At 72.9% G+C, this 20279-nt stretch carries 18 protein-coding genes; 6 read left to right on the plus strand and 12 right to left on the minus strand.

Going from position 1 to position 20279, the window contains the following annotated elements:
* Positions 1 to 20 precede the first annotated feature (20 nt).
* Both K2F47_RS00415 and K2F47_RS00420 read left to right on the plus strand, forming a co-directional pair.
* Positions 21 to 851, plus strand: coding sequence for a hypothetical protein (locus K2F47_RS00415; RefSeq protein ID WP_242900635.1), 831 nt, complete (start codon positions 21 to 23; stop codon positions 849 to 851).
* A 678-nt stretch (positions 852 to 1529) separates the two neighbouring features.
* Positions 1530 to 2570 carry a hypothetical protein gene (locus K2F47_RS00420; RefSeq protein ID WP_242900636.1) on the plus strand — a complete coding sequence of 347 codons (1041 nt, stop codon included), beginning with the start codon at positions 1530 to 1532 and terminating at the stop codon, positions 2568 to 2570.
* A gap of 39 nt (positions 2571 to 2609) precedes the next feature.
* On the opposite strand, the gene K2F47_RS00425 is transcribed toward K2F47_RS00420, so the two are convergent.
* From K2F47_RS00425 to K2F47_RS00455, 6 genes are all read right to left on the minus strand, one after another.
* The gene (locus tag K2F47_RS00425; RefSeq protein ID WP_242900637.1) at positions 2610 to 3497 is read right to left on the minus strand and encodes a hypothetical protein; all 888 of its coding nucleotides are present in this window, start codon (positions 3495 to 3497) and stop codon (positions 2610 to 2612) included.
* Between the two features lie 159 nt (positions 3498 to 3656).
* Positions 3657 to 5396, minus strand: coding sequence for a sporulation protein (locus K2F47_RS40330; protein ID WP_272496393.1), 1740 nt, complete (start codon positions 5394 to 5396; stop codon positions 3657 to 3659).
* A 181-nt stretch (positions 5397 to 5577) separates the two neighbouring features.
* Entirely contained in the window at positions 5578 to 6939 is a 1362-nt protein-coding gene (locus tag K2F47_RS00440; RefSeq protein ID WP_242900638.1) for a M16 family metallopeptidase, read from the minus strand.
* Positions 6936 to 8195, minus strand: a complete 1260-nt coding sequence (locus K2F47_RS00445; RefSeq protein ID WP_242900639.1) for a M16 family metallopeptidase — start codon at positions 8193 to 8195, stop codon at positions 6936 to 6938. The genes K2F47_RS00440 and K2F47_RS00445 overlap by 4 nt, the downstream gene beginning before the upstream one ends.
* 160 nt (positions 8196 to 8355) lie before the next feature.
* A complete protein-coding gene (locus tag K2F47_RS00450) occupies positions 8356 to 8709 on the minus strand; it encodes an STAS domain-containing protein (protein WP_242900640.1) in 354 nt (117 codons plus the stop codon).
* Positions 8710 to 8881: 172 nt separating this feature from the next.
* Positions 8882 to 9343 (minus strand): ATP-binding protein, encoded by a 462-nt coding sequence (locus K2F47_RS00455; protein ID WP_242900641.1) that lies wholly within the window; start codon positions 9341 to 9343, stop codon positions 8882 to 8884.
* A gap of 381 nt (positions 9344 to 9724) precedes the next feature.
* Between K2F47_RS00455 and K2F47_RS00460 the strand changes: the two genes are divergently transcribed.
* Both K2F47_RS00460 and K2F47_RS00465 read left to right on the plus strand, forming a co-directional pair.
* Positions 9725 to 10591 carry a Sco1979 family transcriptional regulator gene (locus tag K2F47_RS00460; protein ID WP_504911677.1) on the plus strand — a complete coding sequence of 289 codons (867 nt, stop codon included), beginning with the start codon at positions 9725 to 9727 and terminating at the stop codon, positions 10589 to 10591.
* The gene (locus tag K2F47_RS00465; protein WP_242891589.1) at positions 10588 to 10872 is read left to right on the plus strand and encodes a DUF397 domain-containing protein; all 285 of its coding nucleotides are present in this window, start codon (positions 10588 to 10590) and stop codon (positions 10870 to 10872) included. Before K2F47_RS00460 ends, K2F47_RS00465 begins: the two co-directional genes overlap by 4 nt.
* A gap of 166 nt (positions 10873 to 11038) precedes the next feature.
* Here the strand turns inward: K2F47_RS00465 and K2F47_RS00470 are convergent, their stop codons facing one another.
* Positions 11039 to 12802 carry a serine/threonine protein kinase gene (locus tag K2F47_RS00470; protein ID WP_242900643.1) on the minus strand — a complete coding sequence of 588 codons (1764 nt, stop codon included), beginning with the start codon at positions 12800 to 12802 and terminating at the stop codon, positions 11039 to 11041.
* Between the two features lie 186 nt (positions 12803 to 12988).
* Here K2F47_RS00470 and K2F47_RS00475 point away from each other — a divergent pair, with 186 nt between their 5' ends.
* Positions 12989 to 13600 carry a TetR/AcrR family transcriptional regulator gene (locus K2F47_RS00475; protein ID WP_242900644.1) on the plus strand — a complete coding sequence of 204 codons (612 nt, stop codon included), beginning with the start codon at positions 12989 to 12991 and terminating at the stop codon, positions 13598 to 13600.
* A gap of 75 nt (positions 13601 to 13675) precedes the next feature.
* Here the strand turns inward: K2F47_RS00475 and K2F47_RS00480 are convergent, their stop codons facing one another.
* Entirely contained in the window at positions 13676 to 13858 is a 183-nt protein-coding gene (locus K2F47_RS00480; RefSeq protein WP_242900645.1) for a hypothetical protein, read from the minus strand.
* A gap of 195 nt (positions 13859 to 14053) precedes the next feature.
* On the opposite strand from K2F47_RS00480, the gene K2F47_RS00485 reads away from it, so the two are divergent.
* On the plus strand, positions 14054 to 14353 hold the full coding sequence (locus K2F47_RS00485) for a hypothetical protein (protein WP_242900646.1): 300 nt from the start codon (positions 14054 to 14056) through the stop codon (positions 14351 to 14353).
* A gap of 25 nt (positions 14354 to 14378) precedes the next feature.
* On the opposite strand, the gene K2F47_RS00490 is transcribed toward K2F47_RS00485, so the two are convergent.
* The 4 genes from K2F47_RS00490 to K2F47_RS00505 all read right to left on the minus strand — a co-directional run bounded on the left by K2F47_RS00490 (position 14379) and on the right by K2F47_RS00505 (position 20243).
* Positions 14379 to 15287, minus strand: coding sequence for a DUF6177 family protein (locus tag K2F47_RS00490; RefSeq protein ID WP_242900647.1), 909 nt, complete (start codon positions 15285 to 15287; stop codon positions 14379 to 14381).
* Entirely contained in the window at positions 15284 to 15610 is a 327-nt protein-coding gene (locus K2F47_RS00495; protein ID WP_242900648.1) for a hypothetical protein, read from the minus strand. The genes K2F47_RS00490 and K2F47_RS00495 overlap by 4 nt, the downstream gene beginning before the upstream one ends.
* The gene (locus K2F47_RS00500; RefSeq protein WP_242900649.1) at positions 15607 to 16704 is read right to left on the minus strand and encodes a MinD/ParA family ATP-binding protein; all 1098 of its coding nucleotides are present in this window, start codon (positions 16702 to 16704) and stop codon (positions 15607 to 15609) included. The genes K2F47_RS00495 and K2F47_RS00500 overlap by 4 nt, the downstream gene beginning before the upstream one ends.
* Positions 16705 to 16769: 65 nt before the next feature.
* The gene (locus K2F47_RS00505) at positions 16770 to 20243 is read right to left on the minus strand and encodes an AAA family ATPase (RefSeq protein ID WP_242900650.1); all 3474 of its coding nucleotides are present in this window, start codon (positions 20241 to 20243) and stop codon (positions 16770 to 16772) included.
* Between the last annotated feature and the right edge of the window lie 36 nt (positions 20244 to 20279).

Consider the following 20279-nt stretch of genomic DNA (forward strand, 5'->3'; position numbering starts at 1 on the left):
AGGACCCACCGGGGGACGAGTTGGGTGACACGCTGACGCTGCCCGTACCGGAGACCCTCTACGGCACCTACGCCGTCGCGCTCGCCCGCCCCGTCCCCGACCCGGCCGCGCTGGCCCACCGGGAGGTCGCCCGCCGCTTCGGCGCCCCCCTCCGCGACCTCGTCCTCGGCATGCTCGACAGTCCGATGCTCACGCTCGACCAGCGTCCCGCCGGTGACTTCCCGCCGCTGCCCGGTGCCTACAACGCCACCCCCCGCGACGTCAGGACGCTCGGCGCCGCGTCCCACCTGCTCGCCGTCCGGGCCGCGTACCGTCCCGGCTGGCCGCCCGCCCACGAGTGGGCCGCGCGCGCCGTGGCCGGTGCCATCGCCGCTCCCAGCGCCGCCCTTGTCGTGGACGTGTTCACCCCTCAGCTTCTGTCCCAGGAGTCCCTCCAGCGCTCCCTGCCCGGGCCCGACGGCACGATCCGGCTCGTCGACTGGATGCTCCTTCCGCATACGTCCGGGCCCGGCGGCTTCTGGTTCTCGACCCAGGGCCTGGCCCGGTTCGGGCTGCCCGAGGTGCAGTCGGAGAACGTCCCCGCCGACCTCGTCGAACCGTGGGGGCGGCTTCTGAACGGCCTGGCCCGCAGCGTCCTCGACCTGTGGCTCGACCAGCTCCGGACCAGCGAGCATCCCACCGCCGTCGACCTCCCCGACATCGTCACCGTCGGCCTCCAGGACATCGCCGCCGCGCAGGGCACCCGCGACCCGATGCGCCGCGAGGTCCCCGTCCGGCTCCGCCCCGACCCGCCGTTCCTGACCGTCGTGGACGCCGCCGAACCCCTGTGCGCCGCGCTGTTCGGCCCGTGATCCGGTTGCCGATGATCTTGTTCTCGGCGCAGGATCGTGACCGTGACAATCGACCCCGAGGACGAACCCGACCACCCGGCCCCTCCCCCCGGCCCCTATCCCGGCGACGTCCACGTGGCAGGCAAGCGCGAACCGGCGGGCACGCGCGAGCCGTCGGCAGGCAGGCGCGACCAGGAGGACCCCTGGACGCCCTACGCACCACCCCAGGACACGCCCTCCCCGGAGCCTCCCCGCGACGCGCCCCTCCGGGACACCCCTCCCCGGGGCACGCCGCCCCAGGGCACGCCGCCCGCGGCCGAACCGCCCTCCACATCGGAGTCCGCGAACCAGGAACCCGCTGTCAAACCGCCCTTCGGTACGGAGCCCTTCGGCACGACGCCCTTCGGTACGGCGCCGCCTCCGCAGAACGCGTCCGTCACGCGCGAGGACTACCTTCCCCAGCCACCCCCACCCGGGCCTCCGCCTACGTCCGAGCCCTGGTCCACGTCAGAGAACGCGTCCTGGACGTCGAGTCCACCGCCCTCCCCGCAGGAGGAGCCGCCTGGCGCCGGGCCCACCCGTGAGGACCCGGCGCCGGGAATGACGCCCGGGATACCGCCGGCATCCTCTCCGTGGACTTCGCGGCCCAGCGAGCCGCCTCCCGCGGACACGAACAGGTGGGTTCCCTCCAGCGAGGCGGTGCCTCCCCCCAGAGGCCCCGGGGACGCGGCGACCGGATCGGTGCCGTTCGGTGAGCCGTCGTCCACCCGCGAAGAGCCGTCCCCATTGCGCGGAGGACCCCTTGAGGACGATCCCTATACGGAGTGGAAGGGTGGACGGCACGAACGCGACAGCGACATAGGCGGCGACATAGGCGAGGGGTCGGGGCACACCGTCCCGGACGTGCCGTCCCTGCCTCCCAAGGGCCTGTCGGCCGAGCCGCCCAGAGGACGCGACGTCCAGTGGGCGCCCAGGCAGCCCGAACCCCCCGCCGAACCGCCGCCCGGGCCGCGGGGGCCCATGGCGGACCCGGCGCGGCGTGAGGCGCTCGCCGACGCGTTCGTGACGGAGTTCGCCGGAAGCTCCACGTGGCGGGCGATGGTCGCCGTGCTGGAGGGCGCGTTCCCCGGGCGCGGCATGGCGGCGACGCTGACGCGCCGCACCGACGAGATCTGGCAGACGATGGAGGGGCTCGACCGTCCCGCCGCCGCCAGGCTGGGCCTGCCCGCATGGCTGGACGACGCCGGAATGGTGTTCGACCTCAGTGCCCACCTGGAGGAGCGGAGGGCGTCCCGGGGGAGTTCCGGTCCGCCCCGCGCGTCCAGGCCCTATGTGGGGACGTTCGTCATCGACACGCTGGATCCGCTGCGCTACCACCGCGCCGTGGGCGGCCCCTTGGCGCCGGGCGACGGGACGCTGCCGCCGCCGGACGCCCGGGAGGACGACGACACGGGTGTCGTGATCGTGGCGCACCTGGCCTCCGCCGGGGCGCGGGTCCTGGACTCGGTGGCGCTGTGGCGGTACGCGGGCCGCGTGGTCACGGGCACGCTCCGCGACGGCGGGCGGCCGGACGCGGGCGCGCGCACGCGGGGGGCACTGCGGGCGCTCAGGCGCGTCGTCTTCGTCGACCCGGACCTCGGGCTCGGGCTGGCGCTGCGGATCGACGCCGCGCGGACGCCCCGGTGCCTGCTGGCCTTCCGGGTGGACGACACGGCGGCGCCCCGCTTCGTCCGTCCCTGACCGGCTCCGCCCCTGATCGGTTCTCGGGACGCCCCCGGATCAGTTCTGGGGGCGGAGCCAGGAGAGGTCGCACTGGAGCTCGTCGGGGAGTTCGCGGATGTAGCCCGCGAGCTCCCACGGCTCCGACGGCACCGGGCGGTCGCCCGCGTCCCTGAGAAGGCCGCAGACGAGCGCGCTCGTCGTGCGGACGACCGTGAACGCGCCGAGCCGCGCGACGCCGCCACCGCTCAGATGGGCGAGCTCGGACAGCAGGGCGCTGACGCCGGACGGGTCCTGCGGGTCGTAGAGGCCGCGCGCGTAGGAGAACAGCTCCTCGGCGAGCGGGTCGGCGCGCCGTCCGGACAGGTAGTACACCGTGCCCCAGTAGGAGCCGCTCGCGGCCTGCCCGGACCGCTGGTCGCGGATGCGGACGCGCAGCCCGTACTCGGCGGCGCAGCGCTCGTAGGCCTCGGCCAGCAGCGCCTCGGCCTCGCCCTCCTCGCTGACGACGAGCCCGGTGACGACGCCCTCCTCGTGGTCGAGGCGGTCGAGCATCTCCCGGTGCAGTTCGGTGATGTCCTGCTCCACCGCGTCCAGGGAGCGGGCGAGCGCGCGCTGCGCGTCGCGGTCGAGGTCGAGGCCCGCCAGCTCGGCGGAGATCTCGCCCACCTCCTTCTCCAGGCGCTCCACCCGGGCGTTGACGGCGTCGATCCGGGACTCCACCAGGTCGGACATGTCGGAGGCCGGCTGCGGGATCGGGATGCCGGACGGCACGGCGCTCGCCGCGACCTCGCTTTGCAGCGTCTCGTGGCGCTTGGACAGCTCGGCCAGCTGCGTACGCAGGTCGCGCAGGTCCGCTTGCGCGCGGGGGAGCCGCTTGTCGGAGGCGATGTAGAACTCGCGTCCGGCGATCGCAAGGCACAGCAGGACCAGGATCACGGTGGTCATGTGGCTCCTCGGGAGGCGGTCTGCAATCCGACCTTAACCAGCGGGCGGCCCGTTGGCCCTGGGTGCGGCAGATCTCGTCCGAAAGGCCCGGCATTTCCGTGGGACGTCCGCGCCCCCTGGTGCTCCAAGGGGCCGCCGGGCCTCCTGGATCGCGCGGGATCAGCCGAACAGGCCGCCGAGCAGCCCGCCGAGGATCTCACCGACGCCGCCCGCGATCTCACCGGCGACATCGCCCGCGACGTCTCCGACGACACCGCCCGCGACGTCTCCGATCACGTTGCCGGCGACGTTCCCGGCGACTTGTCCGGCCACCTGCCCGGCGTATCCGGCGACGGCGTTCCCGAACGCGTCCACGGGCACGCCGGCCGCGTATCCCGCGACGTTCTGCGCGAAGCCCGCTGCGCCTACGGCAGCGTCACCCATGGCGCCGACCGCCATGCCTCCCGCGATGCCCGCCGCAGCGGCACCTCCGACCAGCCCCGCCGCCGCCACACCGTGGCCGAGGTGGCCCCGGTGACCGTGGTGGCCGTGCGGGCCGTGATGCATATAACCGGGAGGCGGCCCTCCAGGGGCGGGCGGATAGGGCGCCGCGCCGGGTCCCGGGGGCGCAGGCGGCGGTGCATACGGAACCGCGCCGCCTGGCGCGGGCGGAGGCGCATGCGGATGGCCATGCGGATGCGCCTGCGGAGCCCCCGGCATGGGCGCGTGCCCTGGCGCGGCAGGAGGCGGATACCCGGGACCGGACGGAGCGTGCCCGGGTGCAGGCGGATATCCGGGTGCGTTCCCGGGGCCGGGCGGATAGCCAGGCGGGTTCCCGAAGCCGGGCCCGGGAGGCGGAGGCGCATGTCCGGGCGGTGGCGCATGCCGGGGCGTCGGGCCGGGCGGAGGAGCGTGCCCGGGCGTGTGCATGGGCGCCGGAGACTGTCCGGGAGCTGGCGCGGGAGGCGGGAACTGGGCGTTGCCCGGCTGCCCGTACTCACCCGGACCGCCATAGGCGGCCGCCGCGGGCTGCTGCCCCGGCTGTCCGGGAGGGGGCGGGTAATGCCCGCCGGGCGGCGGAAGAGGAGCCTGCCCATGGGCGGCGGGCCCCGGAGGCGGCCCGCCGTATGCGCCACCCGATCCGCCAGGTCCAGAGGAGGGGGATGACGCGGCGCGCGGCAGAGCGGCGGCGGCCTCAAGCCACTGGCCGATCTTGGCGTTCCAGTCCGTCTCGGCGGCCTCGGCGTGCCCCACCTGGAACACGCCGAACGACTCGTCCGAGGGGGCGGAGCGCTCCTCCGCGCGCAGCACGAACGCCATGCTGCGCGGGCTGGCGATGAAGCTCAAGCCGACGCTGTCCAGCCGCCCCCGGTAGGCGGACGGCGGCGCCAGGTGGATCTCCTGGTGGAAGGGCAACTGCTGGGAGAGGCCGCGCAGTTTGGACGACTCGAACGTCACGTTCGAGATCTGGAACCCGAGCCGCGCGATGGAGGCGAGCACCCACTGCTGGGACTCCAGCGGCTCCACCGAGATCGGGTCGACGTCCCCGGGGTCGGGCTGGCCCTTGGCGTCCACTTCGGTGCACATCCCGATCGTGAACCCCGGCAGTTCATGCCCGAGGACGGTCGTGAACGGCAGTTCGTAGGGCAGCGGGATCGAGAACGCCATGTCGCGCTGCCGCCCGGCCTCCAGGGTGAAGCCGCGGGTGAGCGCGCCCCGGTAGACCTCGGGCCCGGCGGTCTCGCCGCCGTAGCCGTTCTGCATGCGCGGCATCAGCGCCAGCGTCACGTGGCGGATCTCCACGGGACGGTCCCCGCCGCGCAGGTGCACCTTCCCCGCCACGACACCGCCGGGCCGGCAGTTCGGCTCCGAGAGGATCGTGTCGACGGAGGGTCCCCCGGCTCCGTACCCGCCTGCCATCCGCCCATAGGACACCGGCCGTTCCCCTCTCCGGACCGCGAGGGTCGTCCCCCGCACATGTCAGACGGAATCCACCATGCCATCGGTTCGTGCCCGCCGACGAACACTAGGCCAGAAACCGAGACCGACCCACGCGGAACGGAAACACCTCACCCGCCGGAGCGCCACCGGGTCGAGCCCGTCACTCCTCCTTGGCGGTGACGGTGACCGGCGCGTATCCGAGCTTCTCCAGCGGCTCGCGGATCTGCGCGGCGTCGCCGACGGCGATGACGGTCAGCGCGTCGGTGTCGACGTGCTTGCGGTAGGCGCGGGCCACGCCGTCCGGGGTGGACGCGCGGACGGCGGCCAGGTAGGCGCTCGGGTACTCCGGGCCCAGCCCGTTGGCGGACGCGTCGGCGAGTTCGGCCGCGACGGCGCGCGACGTCTCGTACTCGGCGGGCGCGCGGTCGGCCAGGGCGCGCACGGATGCGCCGTGCTCCTCGGTGTCGATGCCGCGCGACACCACGCCGCGCAGTTCGGTGAGCGCGTCGGAGACGGCGTCGGCGGTGACCTCGGTGTGCACGGCCCCCTGCGCGATGAACAGTCCGCAGTGGCGCATGCGCAGCAGCCCGGCCCGCATCCCGTAGGTGTAGCCCTTCTCCTCGCGCAGCACGGCGTTGAGGCGCGAGGTGAGGCCGCCGCCCAGCACGTGCGAGGCGACCATCAGGGACGGCCAGTCGTGGTGGGAGCGGTCGGGCACGCCGTGGCCGATGCTCAGGTAGGTCTGCACGGAACCGGGACGGTCGACGACCACGATCCGGGCGGCCGACTCGGGCATGATCCGGTCGGCGGTGCGGAGCGGGCCGCCGGTGCCCGTCCAGCCCGTGAGCGCGTCGGAGAGTGCCGCGTCGGCCTCGACCCCGGCCAGGTCTCCCGCGACGACGGCGGTGGCCTCAGCGGGCACCACGGAGCCGTAGAACGCCCGGACGTCGGCGCCCTGGATGTCGCCGACCGAGTTGCGCGAGCCGCCGGTCGGCCGCGCCGCGCGGGCTTCCGCCGGGAACATGACCGCGCGCAGCTCGCGGGACGCCCGCGACCCGGGGTCGGCGTCCTCCTGCGCGATCTCCTCCAGCCGCTCGCGGACCAGCCGGCGGACGTCGGCGTCGTCCAGCGCGGGCCGCCGCACCACCGTGGAGAACAGCTCCAGCGCCTCGGGCAGCCGGGTCACCGGGACGTCCAGCGCGATCCGCAGGGCGGTCAGGTCGGCGGCGGCGTACAGGCTCGCGCCGAGGCGCTCGAACGCCGCGGTCAGGGCGGTGCCGCCGCCCGGCTCGGTGCCCTCCAGCAGGGCGCGCGCGGCGAGCGTCGCGACCCCGTCGGCGCCCTCGGGCTCGCGTCCCGCACCCGCGTGCAGGACGAGCCGCACCGCCGCCAGGCGGCGCCCGGGCAGGTCGACGCGGAGGGTCGCCGGGCCCGCGGGCACCCGTCCCGCGGCGCCGGCCGGGAACGCCCACGCAGGGACCGGCCCCGGGACGGGGCGAGGCTGCAAGGACAGAGCGCTCACGACGACGTACCTCCGTAGGTCAGGGCGGTGCGGGCGCCCGGCGCGAGCCAGCGGGCGGCCATCTCCTGAATGGCCTCGCCCGTGACGGCGGCGGCGCGTCCGGGGGCGGTGAAGACCCGGGCCGGGTCGTCGAACTGGGTGGCGTTCTGGGAGAGCGCGTTGGCGAGCCCGGTGACGGTCTCGGTCTGCTCCAGGAAGCCGCGCTCGGCCTGCGCGGTCGCGCGCGCGGTCTCGTCGACGTCGGGGCCGGACGCGGCGAACCGCTCCAGCTCCTCGTCCAGCACGGCGGCGATCTTGTCCGGTTCCGGCCCGATCGCGTCGACGATGGCGAGCGACTGCCCGGACGCCAGCCGGGTCACGCCCGCCCACACCTCCGTGGCGATCTGGTCGCGGCGCACCATGCGGTCGTAGAGGCGCGACCCCGAGCCGCCGCCGAGGATCTCCACCGCCAGCTCCGCCGCCTCGATCTCGTCCCCGCCGTCGGTGGGGAGCGTGAACATCGCGAAGTAGGCGGGGGAGGGGACCTCCTCGTCCAGCGTCTCCCCCCGGACGCCCGTCAGCGGCCCGAGCGCCCCCGGACGCGCGGACGGCTTCTCCGGCCCGGCCGGGATGCCGCCGAAGTACCGCTCCACCGCCGCCAGGGTCTGCTCCGCGTCGACGTCCCCGACCACGGTCAGGACGGCGTTCCCCGGCGCGTACCAGGTGGTGAAGAAGTCGACGCAGTCCTCCAGCGTGGTCGCGTCCAGGTCGTCCATGGACCCGATGGGGGTGTGCGCGTAGGGGTGGCCCTCGGGGAACGTGAGCGCGCAGAGGCGCTCGAACGCGGTGCCGTAGGGCTGGTTGTCGTAGCGCTGCCGCCGCTCGTTCTTCACCACGTCGCGCTGGTTGTCGAGGTTGGCCTGGGTGAGCGCGGCGGGCAGCGTGCCCATGCGGTCGGCCTCCAGCCACAGGGCCAGTTCCAGGTGGCTGACGGGAACCGTCTCGTAGTAGTTGGTGCGCTCGAAGGAGGTGCTGGCGTTGAACGCCGCGCCGGCGCTCTCCAGCAGCGCGGCGTGCTCGCCCTCGGCGACGTTCGCGGAGCCCTGGAACATCAGGTGCTCGAAGAGGTGGGCGAGCCCGGTCCGGCCGGCGTGCTCATGCCGCGACCCGACGCCGTACCAGAGGTTCACGGCTGCCAGGGGTACGACATGGTCCTCGCAGACCACCACGCGCATGCCATTGCCGAGCGTGTGCTCATGCAGCGGCTGTTCTGCCACGGAGCGCTCCCGTCCAATCGATGGGTCGGCTGGTGCACAGCACCGCGCGCTCCGGTGGGACTTCGGCGGAGAGGACCCCAGGCGGCGGGCTTGATCTCTGTCTCACCGTACCGGGTGCGCGACCCTGGAAGGGGCGGAGCGGGACGCCTCGGGAGAGGGGTCAGCGCGCGGCGGACTCGTGCGCCGCGATCGCCTCGTCCAGCGAGTGGTGCAGGACGAAGATCTTGGTGAGCTGGGTGACGTGGAACACGCGGCGGACGCGGTCGTTCACCCCCATGAACGACATCGACCCGTCCCGCGCGCGCAACCGGTGGTACACGCCCACCAGGACGCCGAGGCCCGTGGAGTCGAGGAACGTCACCTCGCCGAGGTCGATCACCAGGTGCACCCCGCCGGCGTCGATGATGTCGAGCAGCTCCTCCCGCAGCCGGGGACTGGTGAAGACGTCGATCTCGCCGCTGATCTTCACGACGGTCACGCCCTTCTCGACGCGGTGTCCGACGGCGAAGTCCACCGTTGCTCCCTCTCTGCGGTCGTCCAGGAAAGGCCCCCATACCCGGTGAGCACCTGGTTACTCCCGCGCAAACAGTGCCCCAAGGAAAGAGGCGGCGCCCCAAGGGAGGACAGCGACCCGAGGGAGGCAGGCGTTTTCTCAAGGCAGGTGTCGCCTCAAAGCAGGTGTTGCCTCAAGGACAGCGGAACAGCGCCCAGACCACCTTGCCCTGGGGCAGCGTGCGCCAGCCCCAGCGGACGCTGAAGGATTCGACCAGGTGGAGGCCGCGTCCCGTCTCGGCTATGTAGTCGGGCTCCTTGCGGCGGGGAGCGGCCTGGCTGGAGTCCATGATTCCGCACAGCAGCCATGGACGCTCGTGGCAGAGCCGCAGCCTGATCGCCGACGGGGCCGAGCCCAGCGGGTCGGCCGGGTCGTCGCACACGCCCTCGCGGTGTACGTCGTCGCCCGGCCGCCCACCGGACGTCCTGCCGCTGTGCCTGAGCGCGTTGGTGACGAGCTCGGAGACGACGAGTCCCACGTCGTCGGACAGGACGCGCGCTCCCCACTCGGCGAGCCGGGAGACAGCGAAATGACGCGCTTCGGTAACCGACTCCGGGTCGGGCTGGACGGTGAAGGAGACGGTGGGACGTGCCATCTCCGTCAGCGTCGTGAGCGCCCTGTCCAGCCGCGGAGGCAGATCGCTCGACTCCGGTACGGGTGTCGAGCGCACGGCGAAGCCCCGTGGTTCGGCCGGCCCCACGAGGGGGCCGAGCTCCCACCGCGTGTCGTCGTGCGCGTGACGTGACGTCATTCCCCGGACCCCGCAGAGTGATCTCGTTGTGCAGCCGTGGCTCGGAAGTCTCGTGCGTTATCCTGCGCATCGTAGCGTGCGAATGCAAGGCCCAATGCACGTGCATCTGAGTTCGGAAGGGTGTGGGGCGGCGCGGATGCACGCGGGCGATCGGAGGTAACCGCAGGACACGGAGGCCAGTGGCACACTAGGTTCGCTGTCCGCCGAATAGCCGGGAGGTTGGGCGTGACTCCAGAGACGCCGGGAAGCGGGTCGACGGTTCGTCGGATCCTGCTCGGGTCGCAGCTTCGCCGTCTTCGCGAGGAGAAGGGCGTGACCCGTCAGGACGCCGGCTACGTCATCCGCGCGTCGGAGTCGAAGATCAGCCGCTTGGAGCTCGGGCGGGTCAGCTTCAAAGAACGAGACGTGGACGACCTGCTCACGCTGTACGGCGTTGGCGACAAGGCCGAACGCGAGGCGCTGCTACAGCTGGCGCGGGAGGCCAACACCCCCGGTTGGTGGCACCGGTACAACGACGTTCTGCCCAACTGGTTCCAGACCTACGTCGGTCTGGAGGAGTCGGCGGCGCTCATCCGCACGTACGAGCTGCAATTCGTCCCAGGACTGTTGCAGTCGGAGGGGTATGCGCGTGCGGTGATCCGCCTGGGCAACGCCGGGGCCGCCGAACACGAGATAGACCAGCGCGTCGAGTTGCGCCTGCAACGCCAGGAACGCCTCACGGGCCCGGACGCTCCGCGCCTGTGGGCGGTACTGGACGAGGGGGCGCTCCGGCGCCCCATCGGCGGTCCGGAGGTGATGCGCGGTCAGTTCGAACACCTCATCGAGATGTCCAAGCTGCCCAACGTCACCATCCAGATCATGCCGTTCAGGTTCGGTGGGCACGCCGCCGAGGGAGGGGCCTTCACGATCCTGCGCTTCCCCGAGCAGGACCTGCCGGACGTGGTTTACGTCGAGAACCTCACCGGCGCGATGTACCTGGACAAGCGCGACGACGTCGACACCTACCTACAGGCGATGGAACGCCTCTGTGTCGACAGTGCGACCCCGGAGCGCACGGTCGAGCTTCTCGGTGATCTTCTCAGAGAGACATGATGCTCCAGACCCAGCACGGCCAGACCAGGGCCGGTCACGACGACTATGACAACGGGATGCCCGCCACCAAGCTCCAAGGCGCGCGGTGGCTGAAGTCCCGGCGAAGCAACTCCCAGGGGAACTGTGTCGAGATAGCGGAACTGCCCGGCGGGCAGGTCGCGATGCGCAACTCCCGCCACCCGGAGGGTCCCGCCCTCATCTACACCCGCCCCGAGATAGAGGCGCTCATCCTTGGTGCCAAGGACGGCGACTTCGACCATCTCATCGCCTCCCGCAACTGACACACCCCGGAAAACCGCCAACGGAACGCCGCCACCGTGCGGCTCGTCGCATGCGGCGGGTCGGCTCCGGTCCACCGAACGTCGACCCGTCCGCTCCGCAGAAACAGAGGCCACCCCGGCGCGAGGGTGGCCTTTTTCCGTAGCGGCCCGAAAGCCCCGGGCCGGGTCAGCCGCAGTTGCCGTAGGGCGCGGTGCCGCCGTTGCCGCCGAACCGGACGCACTTCCCGGCCGCCGACACGAACACCGGCCCCGCATACCACTCGAACGACCCGCCGTCGGCGATCCGGCCGCCTCCGCTGCGCTGGATCCAGACCGACACCGAGGACGCCCTGCCGACGCTCCGGGTCTTCATCGTGACGGCGCAGTTGTAGTGCGAGCTGTTGTACAGCAGGTAGACGGTTCCGCCGGACGCGGCGATGGAGCGCTGCACGTAGTAGCCGCCGCCGTGGCCGCCGCTGTTGCACACGGCCTGCGGCGTGTACTTGTTCGGGGGCTCCTGGACGGGCCCGGACCCGCCACCGCCGGGGCCCTTCGTCGGGTCGGGGCTCCCGGGCCTGCCGTCCGGCCTCTTCGAGCCGTTCGGGCTCGCGGCCCCGGGGCTCTCAGAACCCGATGTGCGGCCGCGCCCGTCCTTCGGCCCCTTCGACGCGCGGCCCGCGCCGCTCGTGCCCGCGGAGCCGTCCTGAGCGCCAAGCTCCTGGCCGGGCGCGGCGGCGGGCCGGTCCTGAGCGGACTTCCCGTCGTCCGGACGCGTCGCGGCCCAGACCGCGCCGCCCGCGACGACCACCGCGACGGCCGCCGCCGCGGCGATCGGGATCATGAGGCCGCGCTTCCGGTCGCCCCGCCGTCCGGGTGCGGGCGGCGGGGGCGGGCCCTGCGCGTTCCCGATGCCGGACGGTATCGGTCCGGCGGCGGGGGCGGGGCCGGGGCCGGGGCCGGGCTGGGGAGGTGTCACGTCGCCGAACGGGGGCGGCTGCGGCGCCGTCGTGTGCCGTTGCCCGGACGGATCGGTCACCTGGTCAGGCGGCGCCATGGGAAACGCCGGGAGCGCCGATATCGGGGACGACGTCGCCGGGGTGGTTCCGCTGGCGGCGCCGACGAACCGCTCCTGCGCCTCGCGCGCGGTGGGCCGCTGCGCCGGCTCCTTGGCCAGGCACGCCACCACCAGCTCCCGCAACGGGCTGGGCAGGTCGCCCAGTTCGGGCTCGGCGGTCAGGATGCGGTGCATGACCGTGGCCATCTCGTCGTTCCCGAACGCGGGACGCCCGGTCGCGGCGAACACCATCGTCGTGCCCCACGCGAACATGTCGGACGCGGGGCCGACCGGGCCGCCGGTAAAATGCTCCGGGGCCATGTAGGCGGGGGTGCCGACGTTCTGCGTCTCCCCGGCCGCGCCCAGCGCGCGCGCCACCCCGAAGTCGATGACGCGGGGGCCGTCCGGGCCCAGCATGACGTTGTGCGGCTTGAAGTCGCGGTGGACGATCCCGGCCTGGTGGATCGCCGTGAGCGCGGTCAGGGTGCTGATGGCGAGCCGTTCCAGCGTCCCGCCGGTGCGCGGACCCTCCACGCGCACCACGTTGTGCAGGGACTGCCCCGGGACGTACTCGCTGACGATGTACGGCTGGTCGCCCGCGACGTCGGCGTCCAGGACCTGCGCGGTGCAGAACCGCGCGACCCGCTTGGCGACCTCCAGCTCGCGGACGAACCGGGCCCGCGCGGACTCGTCCCCGGCGAGCCCGCCGTGCAGCAGCTTGATCGCGACGTGGTCCGAGGTGGGGACCGCGCGGTCCCCTCCCGCGCCGGCGGGGCGGCCGAGGAACACCGCCCCCTGCCCGCCCTCGCCGAGGCGGCCCAGGATCTCGTAGCCGCCCAGCCGGACCGGGTCACCCGACCGCAGCGGATGGGCATCCGGCATCGTCCTGTCCGTCACACCACTCGCTCCCCGTCGCTCAAGATCCGTCCAGCAAGACTATTGGCCACACGAGGGTACGTGCTGGGCGAACCGGATGATCAATACCCGGTGATCAAGACGGGGAGCTGCGGCGAACACGGCGGCGATTGATCCTCCCGATTGAAATGGACTATAGTCCGTTTATTCCATCGAGAGGAAACGGTAATGGACCACGGTCCGGTCGGCGCGGCGGGCCTCGAACTCATGCGCACGCCGCCTCCCCGGGAGCGCGCGGACGCCGCCAGGAACCGTGCGAAGGTGCTCGCCGCCGCGGCCGACCTCTTCGCCCGCGAGGGGGTGGAGTCGGTGTCCATGGACGCGGTGGCGACCGCCGCGGGGGTCGGCAAGGGGACCCTCTTCCGCCGCTTCGGCGACAAGGCGGGCCTGGCCGCGGCCCTCCTCGACGAACGCGAGCGCGAACTTCAGGACGCGATCCTCTCCGGACCGTCCCCGCTGGGGCCGGGCGAGCCGGGCGAGGCCGTCGAACCGTCCGCCCGCCTATATGCATTCGTCGACGCGTACCTGGACTATGTCCTGGACCACCTGGCCCTGGTGCGCATGTCGGAAACCGCATCCCCGGGGGCGCGCTACCGCATCGGCGCCTACCGGTTCTGGCACCGCCACCTGACCATCCTCCTGGACGTCCCGGACGCCGAGGCCGTGGCGCACACGCTCCTGGCCACCCTTGGCGCGGAACACCTCACCGCCATGGTCGAGACCCTGGGAGTGGAACGAACGCGCTCCGCCGTCCACACCCTCTTCTCCATGCGCGCATAGCCGCGCATAGCAAAGCCCCCGTGTTCTCCTAGGAGGAAAGCGCGTTCCTAAAAGCACACGGGGGCTCGCAGTGCGTCAGGCCGGGTCGGGCGTCCCCCGCTCGGGACGGTCGTCCGCCCGGCCGCTCCGGTGGCCCGGCGGGCCCTCCGGGGCGTACTCGCGTTCCAGCCGTGCGGCGACCGCGAGGGCGCGCAGCGACGTCGTCTTTACGTGTGCGCGTCCGTTGCCGGCTCTGGGCCTGAGGATGCTGCTGGGCATGGTCGCCTCCGCGGGTCGTGGGTGGACATGTGCCGCCCATCACACCGGGCGGCACATGTAGTTGCAACCGCAAGGGTCCTCCCCGTATTCCGAGTGATCATTCCGTTTAGCGCCGGGTTTGCGCCCGCCCGCGCTCTCCCCTTCAATGCCTCCGCACCCCCGCGCCCGCCGAGCACGCCCGCCCAGGAGGGACCGATGACCGACGCCCACCCTGCCGGACCCGAGGACGAGGCGTCGCCCGGCCTCATCGCCTCTCTCCCCGACGAGGACCCCGATCACGACGAGGATTACGCGCCGCCCAGGCGTTTCCCCTTCAACAAGCGCCTCTATATCTTCGCCACCTGCTACACCCTGTTCGTCATGGCCGTCTGCGCCGGATGGGTCATCCATTCACCCGGCCATTCCCAATCCAACTTCCTGACCGGCTTCCTCGTGGGCGCGACCCTGGCGGCAGCGCTTCTCATCCTCCGTCTATGGCAAATCCGCCGCCGCTAACCTTTCCCCACAACCGAATTCGGGTTCAAGGGCGAGGTGGGTTGTTCAGATGGGCGAGGAGTTGGCGGTGGCGGTGCCAGTAGTCGGGGGAGCGGCCGTCGCCCAGAGGGAACCAGGTCAGGGGAGCGGACGGAGGGCCGAGCCGTTGGCGGGTGAACCCGGGTGGACCCGTGCGGGCGCCGGACGCCGCCAGCCCGATCGGGGACGAGGCGCCTGACCAGCGGGGTTCGACGGTGAGGTCGGGGCGGCCCGGGGAGAGTTGGGCCATGAGCGCCGTGATCGGGGTTTTGGCGGTGAGGGCGTCGACGAGAGATGGCAGATCGGCTATAGGGGGAGAGGTGGACGGCGGATAGGCGACCACCAGCGTCGTTGTTTCGGTTTCGCCGGAGAGGTTCAGCGTGGCTATGGCGCTCTTTCCGGTAAGAATAAGGTGTTGGGCCCGGGGGAGTTCGGGCCCTTTCCACGGGTGTTCCAGCGGTTCAGTCGTGCCCCAGCCCAGTGGCGGGCGGCCGGTCAACAGATGCAGAAGATGCTCGATGTGGGCGCCCGGCTTTTCTCCTGGACGGGCTTGGAACGTCAAGGTCAGGTGGGAGCCCAGGGGCGATGTCGGGGGTGTTCTGTAGGCGGGGGCGTAGTCGGTCGCGTCGGGGATGTGGGTGAAGGCGTTGCCGTCCCAGCGCATGGGGTGGCCGGTGAGGCCGTCGTAGTAGCCGTCGCCCGGGGCGACCACCCAGTTCGCCTTCGGGGAGGCGGCCAGGGTGCGGAGCGGGATGGTCAGGCGGCCCGCGGGGCTTGTGACGATCTGGAGCACGCGCGGACCGCATTCCGCCAGGCATTCGACCAGGTCGGGGCTCAGCGCGACGACCGGGCGGTCCCGGAGGACGACCATCGAGTGCGGTGTGAGGGCGTCGGCGCCGCCCCGGGTTTCGTTCACTGGCTCCATACCGTGCCGTTGTGCCGGGCCGCGAGTTCCCGGGCGCAGTGCTGCGCGAGGTGGAGGGCCTCGGGGGGCGACGCGGCGGCGTGGAGGTCGAGCCACCAGACCGGCCCCTGGACGGGGGTGGAGAGCAGCCGCTCCACCTCGCCCGGGACGGTGATCAGCATCGCGTCCCGGAGGCGGAGGAGGAGGCGGTCGCGGGAGTCGAAGACATACGGGCCGCCCACTTCGAGGCCCTGGATGCCGGACGAGGCGACCAGTGCGGGGAGCGCGTCCAGGTCCGGTTCCTCCGGGGACAGGACGACCAGCTCGCGGCTCATCGGACGGCCAGCGAGCGGGCGAAGGCGGCGGCCGTCATCTGCACGGCGGCGGTGTGCGCCGCCGCGCCGACGCGTTCGGGGGCGATCGACATCCCCGCGGCGAGGTGGCGGTCGAACGGGATGTACACGACGGGAAGCCCGCCCGCGCTCAGCATCTGCACTGCGCGCTTCACGTCCATGCCCGGGTTGGGTGCGTGTGCTACCAGGGCGATGACCGTCCGGTGGAGAAGGTCGGTGTAGTTGCTCTGGACGAACCAGTTGATGGCGGCGCGCGCGCTGAGGGCCCCGTCCACGGTTCCGGGGGTGACGAAGACCTGGGCGTGCGCTCCGGAGAGGATTCCGCGCTGGAGCTCCTCGGAGACTCCGGCGCCGCAGTCGATGACGGCGGTGGAGAAGTAACGGCTGAGGTTGCCCACGCCCTGGTGGAAGAGGTGGTGGTCGAGCGGTCCCGAGACGGCTCCGCCCGGGGCGGCGGGGAGGACGTACAGGCCCTCGTCGGTGCGTCCCAGATGGGCGGCGGTCTCGTCCCAGGAGCGCGGGCGTGCGGCGGCGAGGTGGCGGAGGGAACTGGGCGAGGACGCCCCCACGCGCAGCGGGAGCGAGCCGAGCCCCGGGTCGGCGTCGACCGCGACCACCCGGTCGGCGCGGTACCGCCGGACGATCCCGGCGACGAGCGCCGCGATCGTCGACTTGCCCGCACCACCCCGGACGCTCGTCACCGCGATCCGGCGGCAGGACGGCACCGGCGCGCCTATCTGGGCGGTGACCCAGTCCATTGACGGCCCGCCGGGGTTCCGCGCGCTGACCCTTCGCGGCTGCTCGACGGGGACGCTCTCCTGGACGGGAGTGTTCTCCGCAGGCTCCTGAGGGCGCGGGTCCGGCGCGGAATGCGCCACCGGCGCGGGCGCCTGCGGGGCCGCCGGTGCGGGAGGCGGGGGCTGGGAGGCCGCCAGGGCGGCCGTCCAGGGGCTTTCGACCCGGGGCGGCACGGGCGGCGCGGCCTGCCCGGCCGGGCGCGGGGACGGCGGGACGAGGCCGGACTCCAGGCCGCCGAGGTCGTGGAGGACGGCCCGCTGCCAGTCGCGATCGGTCACCGGTCCCCTTCCAGCGCCGCGAGGTCGGTCGGCCGAGACGAGTCTAGACAAGTCAGGACAAGCGGTCAGAGGTACAGGCCGACCGCCTCGGCCGAGCCGGGGGCGGCGGGCTGGAGGTCGGCGCCGCGCAGTGTGATGATCTCGTTGTCGTCGGGGCGCTCGCCGGACGTCAGGCGCTGCCCCTGGGCGGCGATCGCGGCGTCCAGGAGGTTGCGCATGAGGCGGCCGTTGCCGAAGGACGGCCCGCGCGGGACGGCGTGGAGCAGCGTCCGCAGGCGTCCGGGGACGTCGGGGGCGAGCGTGAGGCCCTCGGCGGCGGCGAGCCGCTCGAAGATCGCGACGAGTTCGGTGTCGGAGTAGTCGGGGAACGCCAGCCGCTTGGGGAAGCGGGACTCCAGGCCGGAGTTGCCGGTGAGGAACGCGGTCATCTCGCGTTCGTATCCGGCGGCGATGACGACGAGGTCGCCGCGGTACTCCTCCATGAGCTGGACGAGGGTGGAGACGGCCTCCTGCCCGTAGATGTCGCCCGCCAGCGCGTACGCCTCGTCGATGAACAGGACGCCGCCGAGGGCCTGCTCGACGGCGGCGCGGACGCGGGGGGCGGTCTGGCCGAGGTAGGGGCCGACGAGGTCGGCGCGGGAGACCTCGACGAGGTGGCCGGACGACAGCAGCCCGAGCCGCCCGTAGACGGACGCGACGAGCCGGGCGACGGTGGTCTTGGCGGTGCCGGGGTTGCCGGTGAACACCATGTGCCGGGTCGGGGTGACGACGGGCTGCCCGGCGCCGCGCCGCAGTTCGGCGCCCCGGGCCTCGGCGACGAGGCGGTGCACCTCCTGCTTGACGTCGGCGAGGCCGACCAGGGCGTCGAGCTCGGTGAGCGGGTCGGTCGCGGGCAGGACGCGGGAGGTGCCGCTGAGGCTGTCGGGGATGTCGTCCGGGAGGAGGGTGGTGAGGTCCTCGGCGGTGGCGCGCTTCTTCGCGGTGACGCGGCGCGCTTGCAGGACGGTGGCGCGCTCGGACAGGTTGCGCATGACGCGGGCGTTGCCGAACGAGCGGCCGCGCGGGGCCTTGCGGAGCAGGCCGGAGATCTTGGCGCGGGCGGCGGGGGTGGGTTCGAGGCCGGTGGCGCGGGCCTGGCCGGTGAAGATCTCCAGCAGCTCGTCGTCGGTGAAGTCGGGGAAGCGGATCGTGTGCGGGAAGCGGGAGGCGAGCCCGGGGTCGGAGGAGACGAACCGCTGCATCTCGCGTTCGTATCCGGCGGCGATCACGACGAGGTCGTCGCGGTTGTCCTCCATGACCTTGAGCAGCTCGGCGATCGCCTCGGGCCCGTAGTCCTCGGACATGCCGCTCTGGGTGAGCGCGTAGGCCTCGTCGATGAACAGGACGCCGCCGACGGCCTGCCGGGCGACGGCGCGGGTCTTCACGGCGGTCTCGCCGAGGTACTGGCCGACGAGCCGGGAGCGGGACGCCTCGACGAGGTGCCCCGACGACAGCACGCCGAGGTCCTTGAAGATGCGGGCGAGCAGCCGCGCGACGACGGTCTTGCCGGTGCCGGGGTTGCCGGTGAACACCATGTGCCGCGCGGGCGGGACGGTGGCGGGCAGCCCGGCCTCGCGGCGCATCTTGGCGGCCTCGGCGCCCGCGACGAGCAGTTCGATCTCCTGCTTGACGGTGCCGAGGCCGGTCAGCGCGGCGAGTTCGGCGAGCGGGTCGCCCGGGGTTCCGGACGCATCGAAGGCGGCGGGGACGTCGGGCCGTTTCACCACGAGCTCTTCGCCGGGCCCGGTGCGCTCCCGGACGCCCTCGACGACGACGTCCGCGAGGCGTTGCGCGAGCCGCGCGTTGCGCAGGTTCCGCACGGGCGGGGTGCGGACGAGCAGTTCCCCCGCAGCGGTCAGCGCGCGTTTGTGCGCGCGCGCCCCGCGCTGTTGCAGCGCGCGGTTGAACAGCTCCATGTAGCCCGCGGCGTCGAACGGGTGCGTCGGGACGACCTGGAGCCGGAGGGCGAGCCCGGGGTTGACCTCGCGGATCCGCTCGTCCCCGCCGGGTTCGCACAGCGCGACCACGTGCAGGTCGTCGTGGACGTCGAGGGCCCGGTGCAGCTCCTCCAGGATGGCCTCGCCGCTGCGCACGTCGCGGGACATGTCGTCCAGCCCGTCGATGACCATGAGGCGGTGCCCGGCGGAGTCGCGGGCGTCGTTGTAGAGGTGCGTGGTCGCGGCCGAGACCTCCTTGGCGGCGAAGAAGTCGCCCGCCAGCCAGAGCGGCGGCTCGGTGACCTGGCGCTCGCGCAGCAGCCGGGCGATCTCCTGCGCGGCGTCGCGCTTGCCGGTGCCGTCCGGGCCGACGAGCATCAGCCGGACGGGCGCGTCCCCGCCCGCGACGTCCTCCAGCGCGGCGAGCACGTCGGGCTGCCCGACCAGCTCGGAGCCGACGTCGGCCTTGCGGACGCGGCGCGCCCGCGTGGAGGGCCCCTTGCCGACCCCGGCGGCGAGCGGGTTGACCATGCGGCGGCGCGGGGTGAACAGGCGCCGGACGTCCTCCTCGAACTCCCCGACGGGAATCCACTCGGGCTCGGGGATCTGCGCCTCGTCCGGGAAGCCCTGGGCGGCGCCGGTGAACCGCATCGCCATGTCCAGCCAGCCCCGGCACGCCTCGATGGCGCCCGCGCCGAGCGCCCGGCCGAGCCAGGCGCGGGTGGAGGTGTACCAGGGGTGCGGCTTGAATCCGGCGCGCTCCGCCGCGAACCGTTCGAGCAGTTCGCCGTACCTGTCCTCGGTGACGGCGGCGGCCAGCTCCACGGGCACCTGCTCCAGGCCGCCCTGCAACAGGAGGTGGACGAGCATCTCGTCCACCGACTCCTCGTGCGGGGCGACCTCCAGGAGGTGCTCGTGGACGGCCAGGAGCCCCGAGCACACCCATTCCAGGTAGCCGATCGGGCCCGCGAGCTCCGGCAGGACGGCGACGACGTCGTCGGCGGCGTGGGCGGTCCAGAGCGCGCGCTGGTCGGGCAGGGGCGCGTTGATGTCCAGGCCGGGAGGCGGGTTCTCGTAGAGGCGGATCAGGGCCTGGCGGCGCTGCTCGACGGGCTCCAGTCCCTCCAGGACGTCGAGCGCGTCGCGGGCGAGGCCGAGCGCGAGGTCCTTGTCGGGGGCCTCCTCCAGCCATTCCAGCGGGCGGAACCCGCCCTTGGTGACGCCCCAGTCGCTGATCGTCCGCAGCGGTTCGCGGGGTTCGCGGTGGTAGCGGCCGAAGAACTGGTACTGGAGCCGCGAGTGCGTGCCGGAGTTCACCGCCGCCGCGCCGCACAGGAAGTCGACGTCCAGCACCAGCTCGGCGACGACGAGCGGCGCGGGCGTGGTCAGCACCGAGTGCTGGTCGGTGGTCAGCTCGGCGCAGCGGGGGTCGGCGACGAGCTTGTCGATGCGGGCGCGGATGTCGTCGTACAGCCCGTCCGGTACCCGCCAGGGCCCGAAAGAGTACAGGTCCAGGACGGGCTCATCGGTGACGAGCAGTTCCAGATTCTCCGGCAGCCGCACCGCTTTCCCCTCTAAAACACACAACCCGGTGCGAAC

This window comes from Actinomadura terrae (assembly GCF_022751215.1).
GTDB classification, from domain to species: Bacteria; Actinomycetota; Actinomycetes; order Streptosporangiales; family Streptosporangiaceae; genus Spirillospora; species Spirillospora terrae.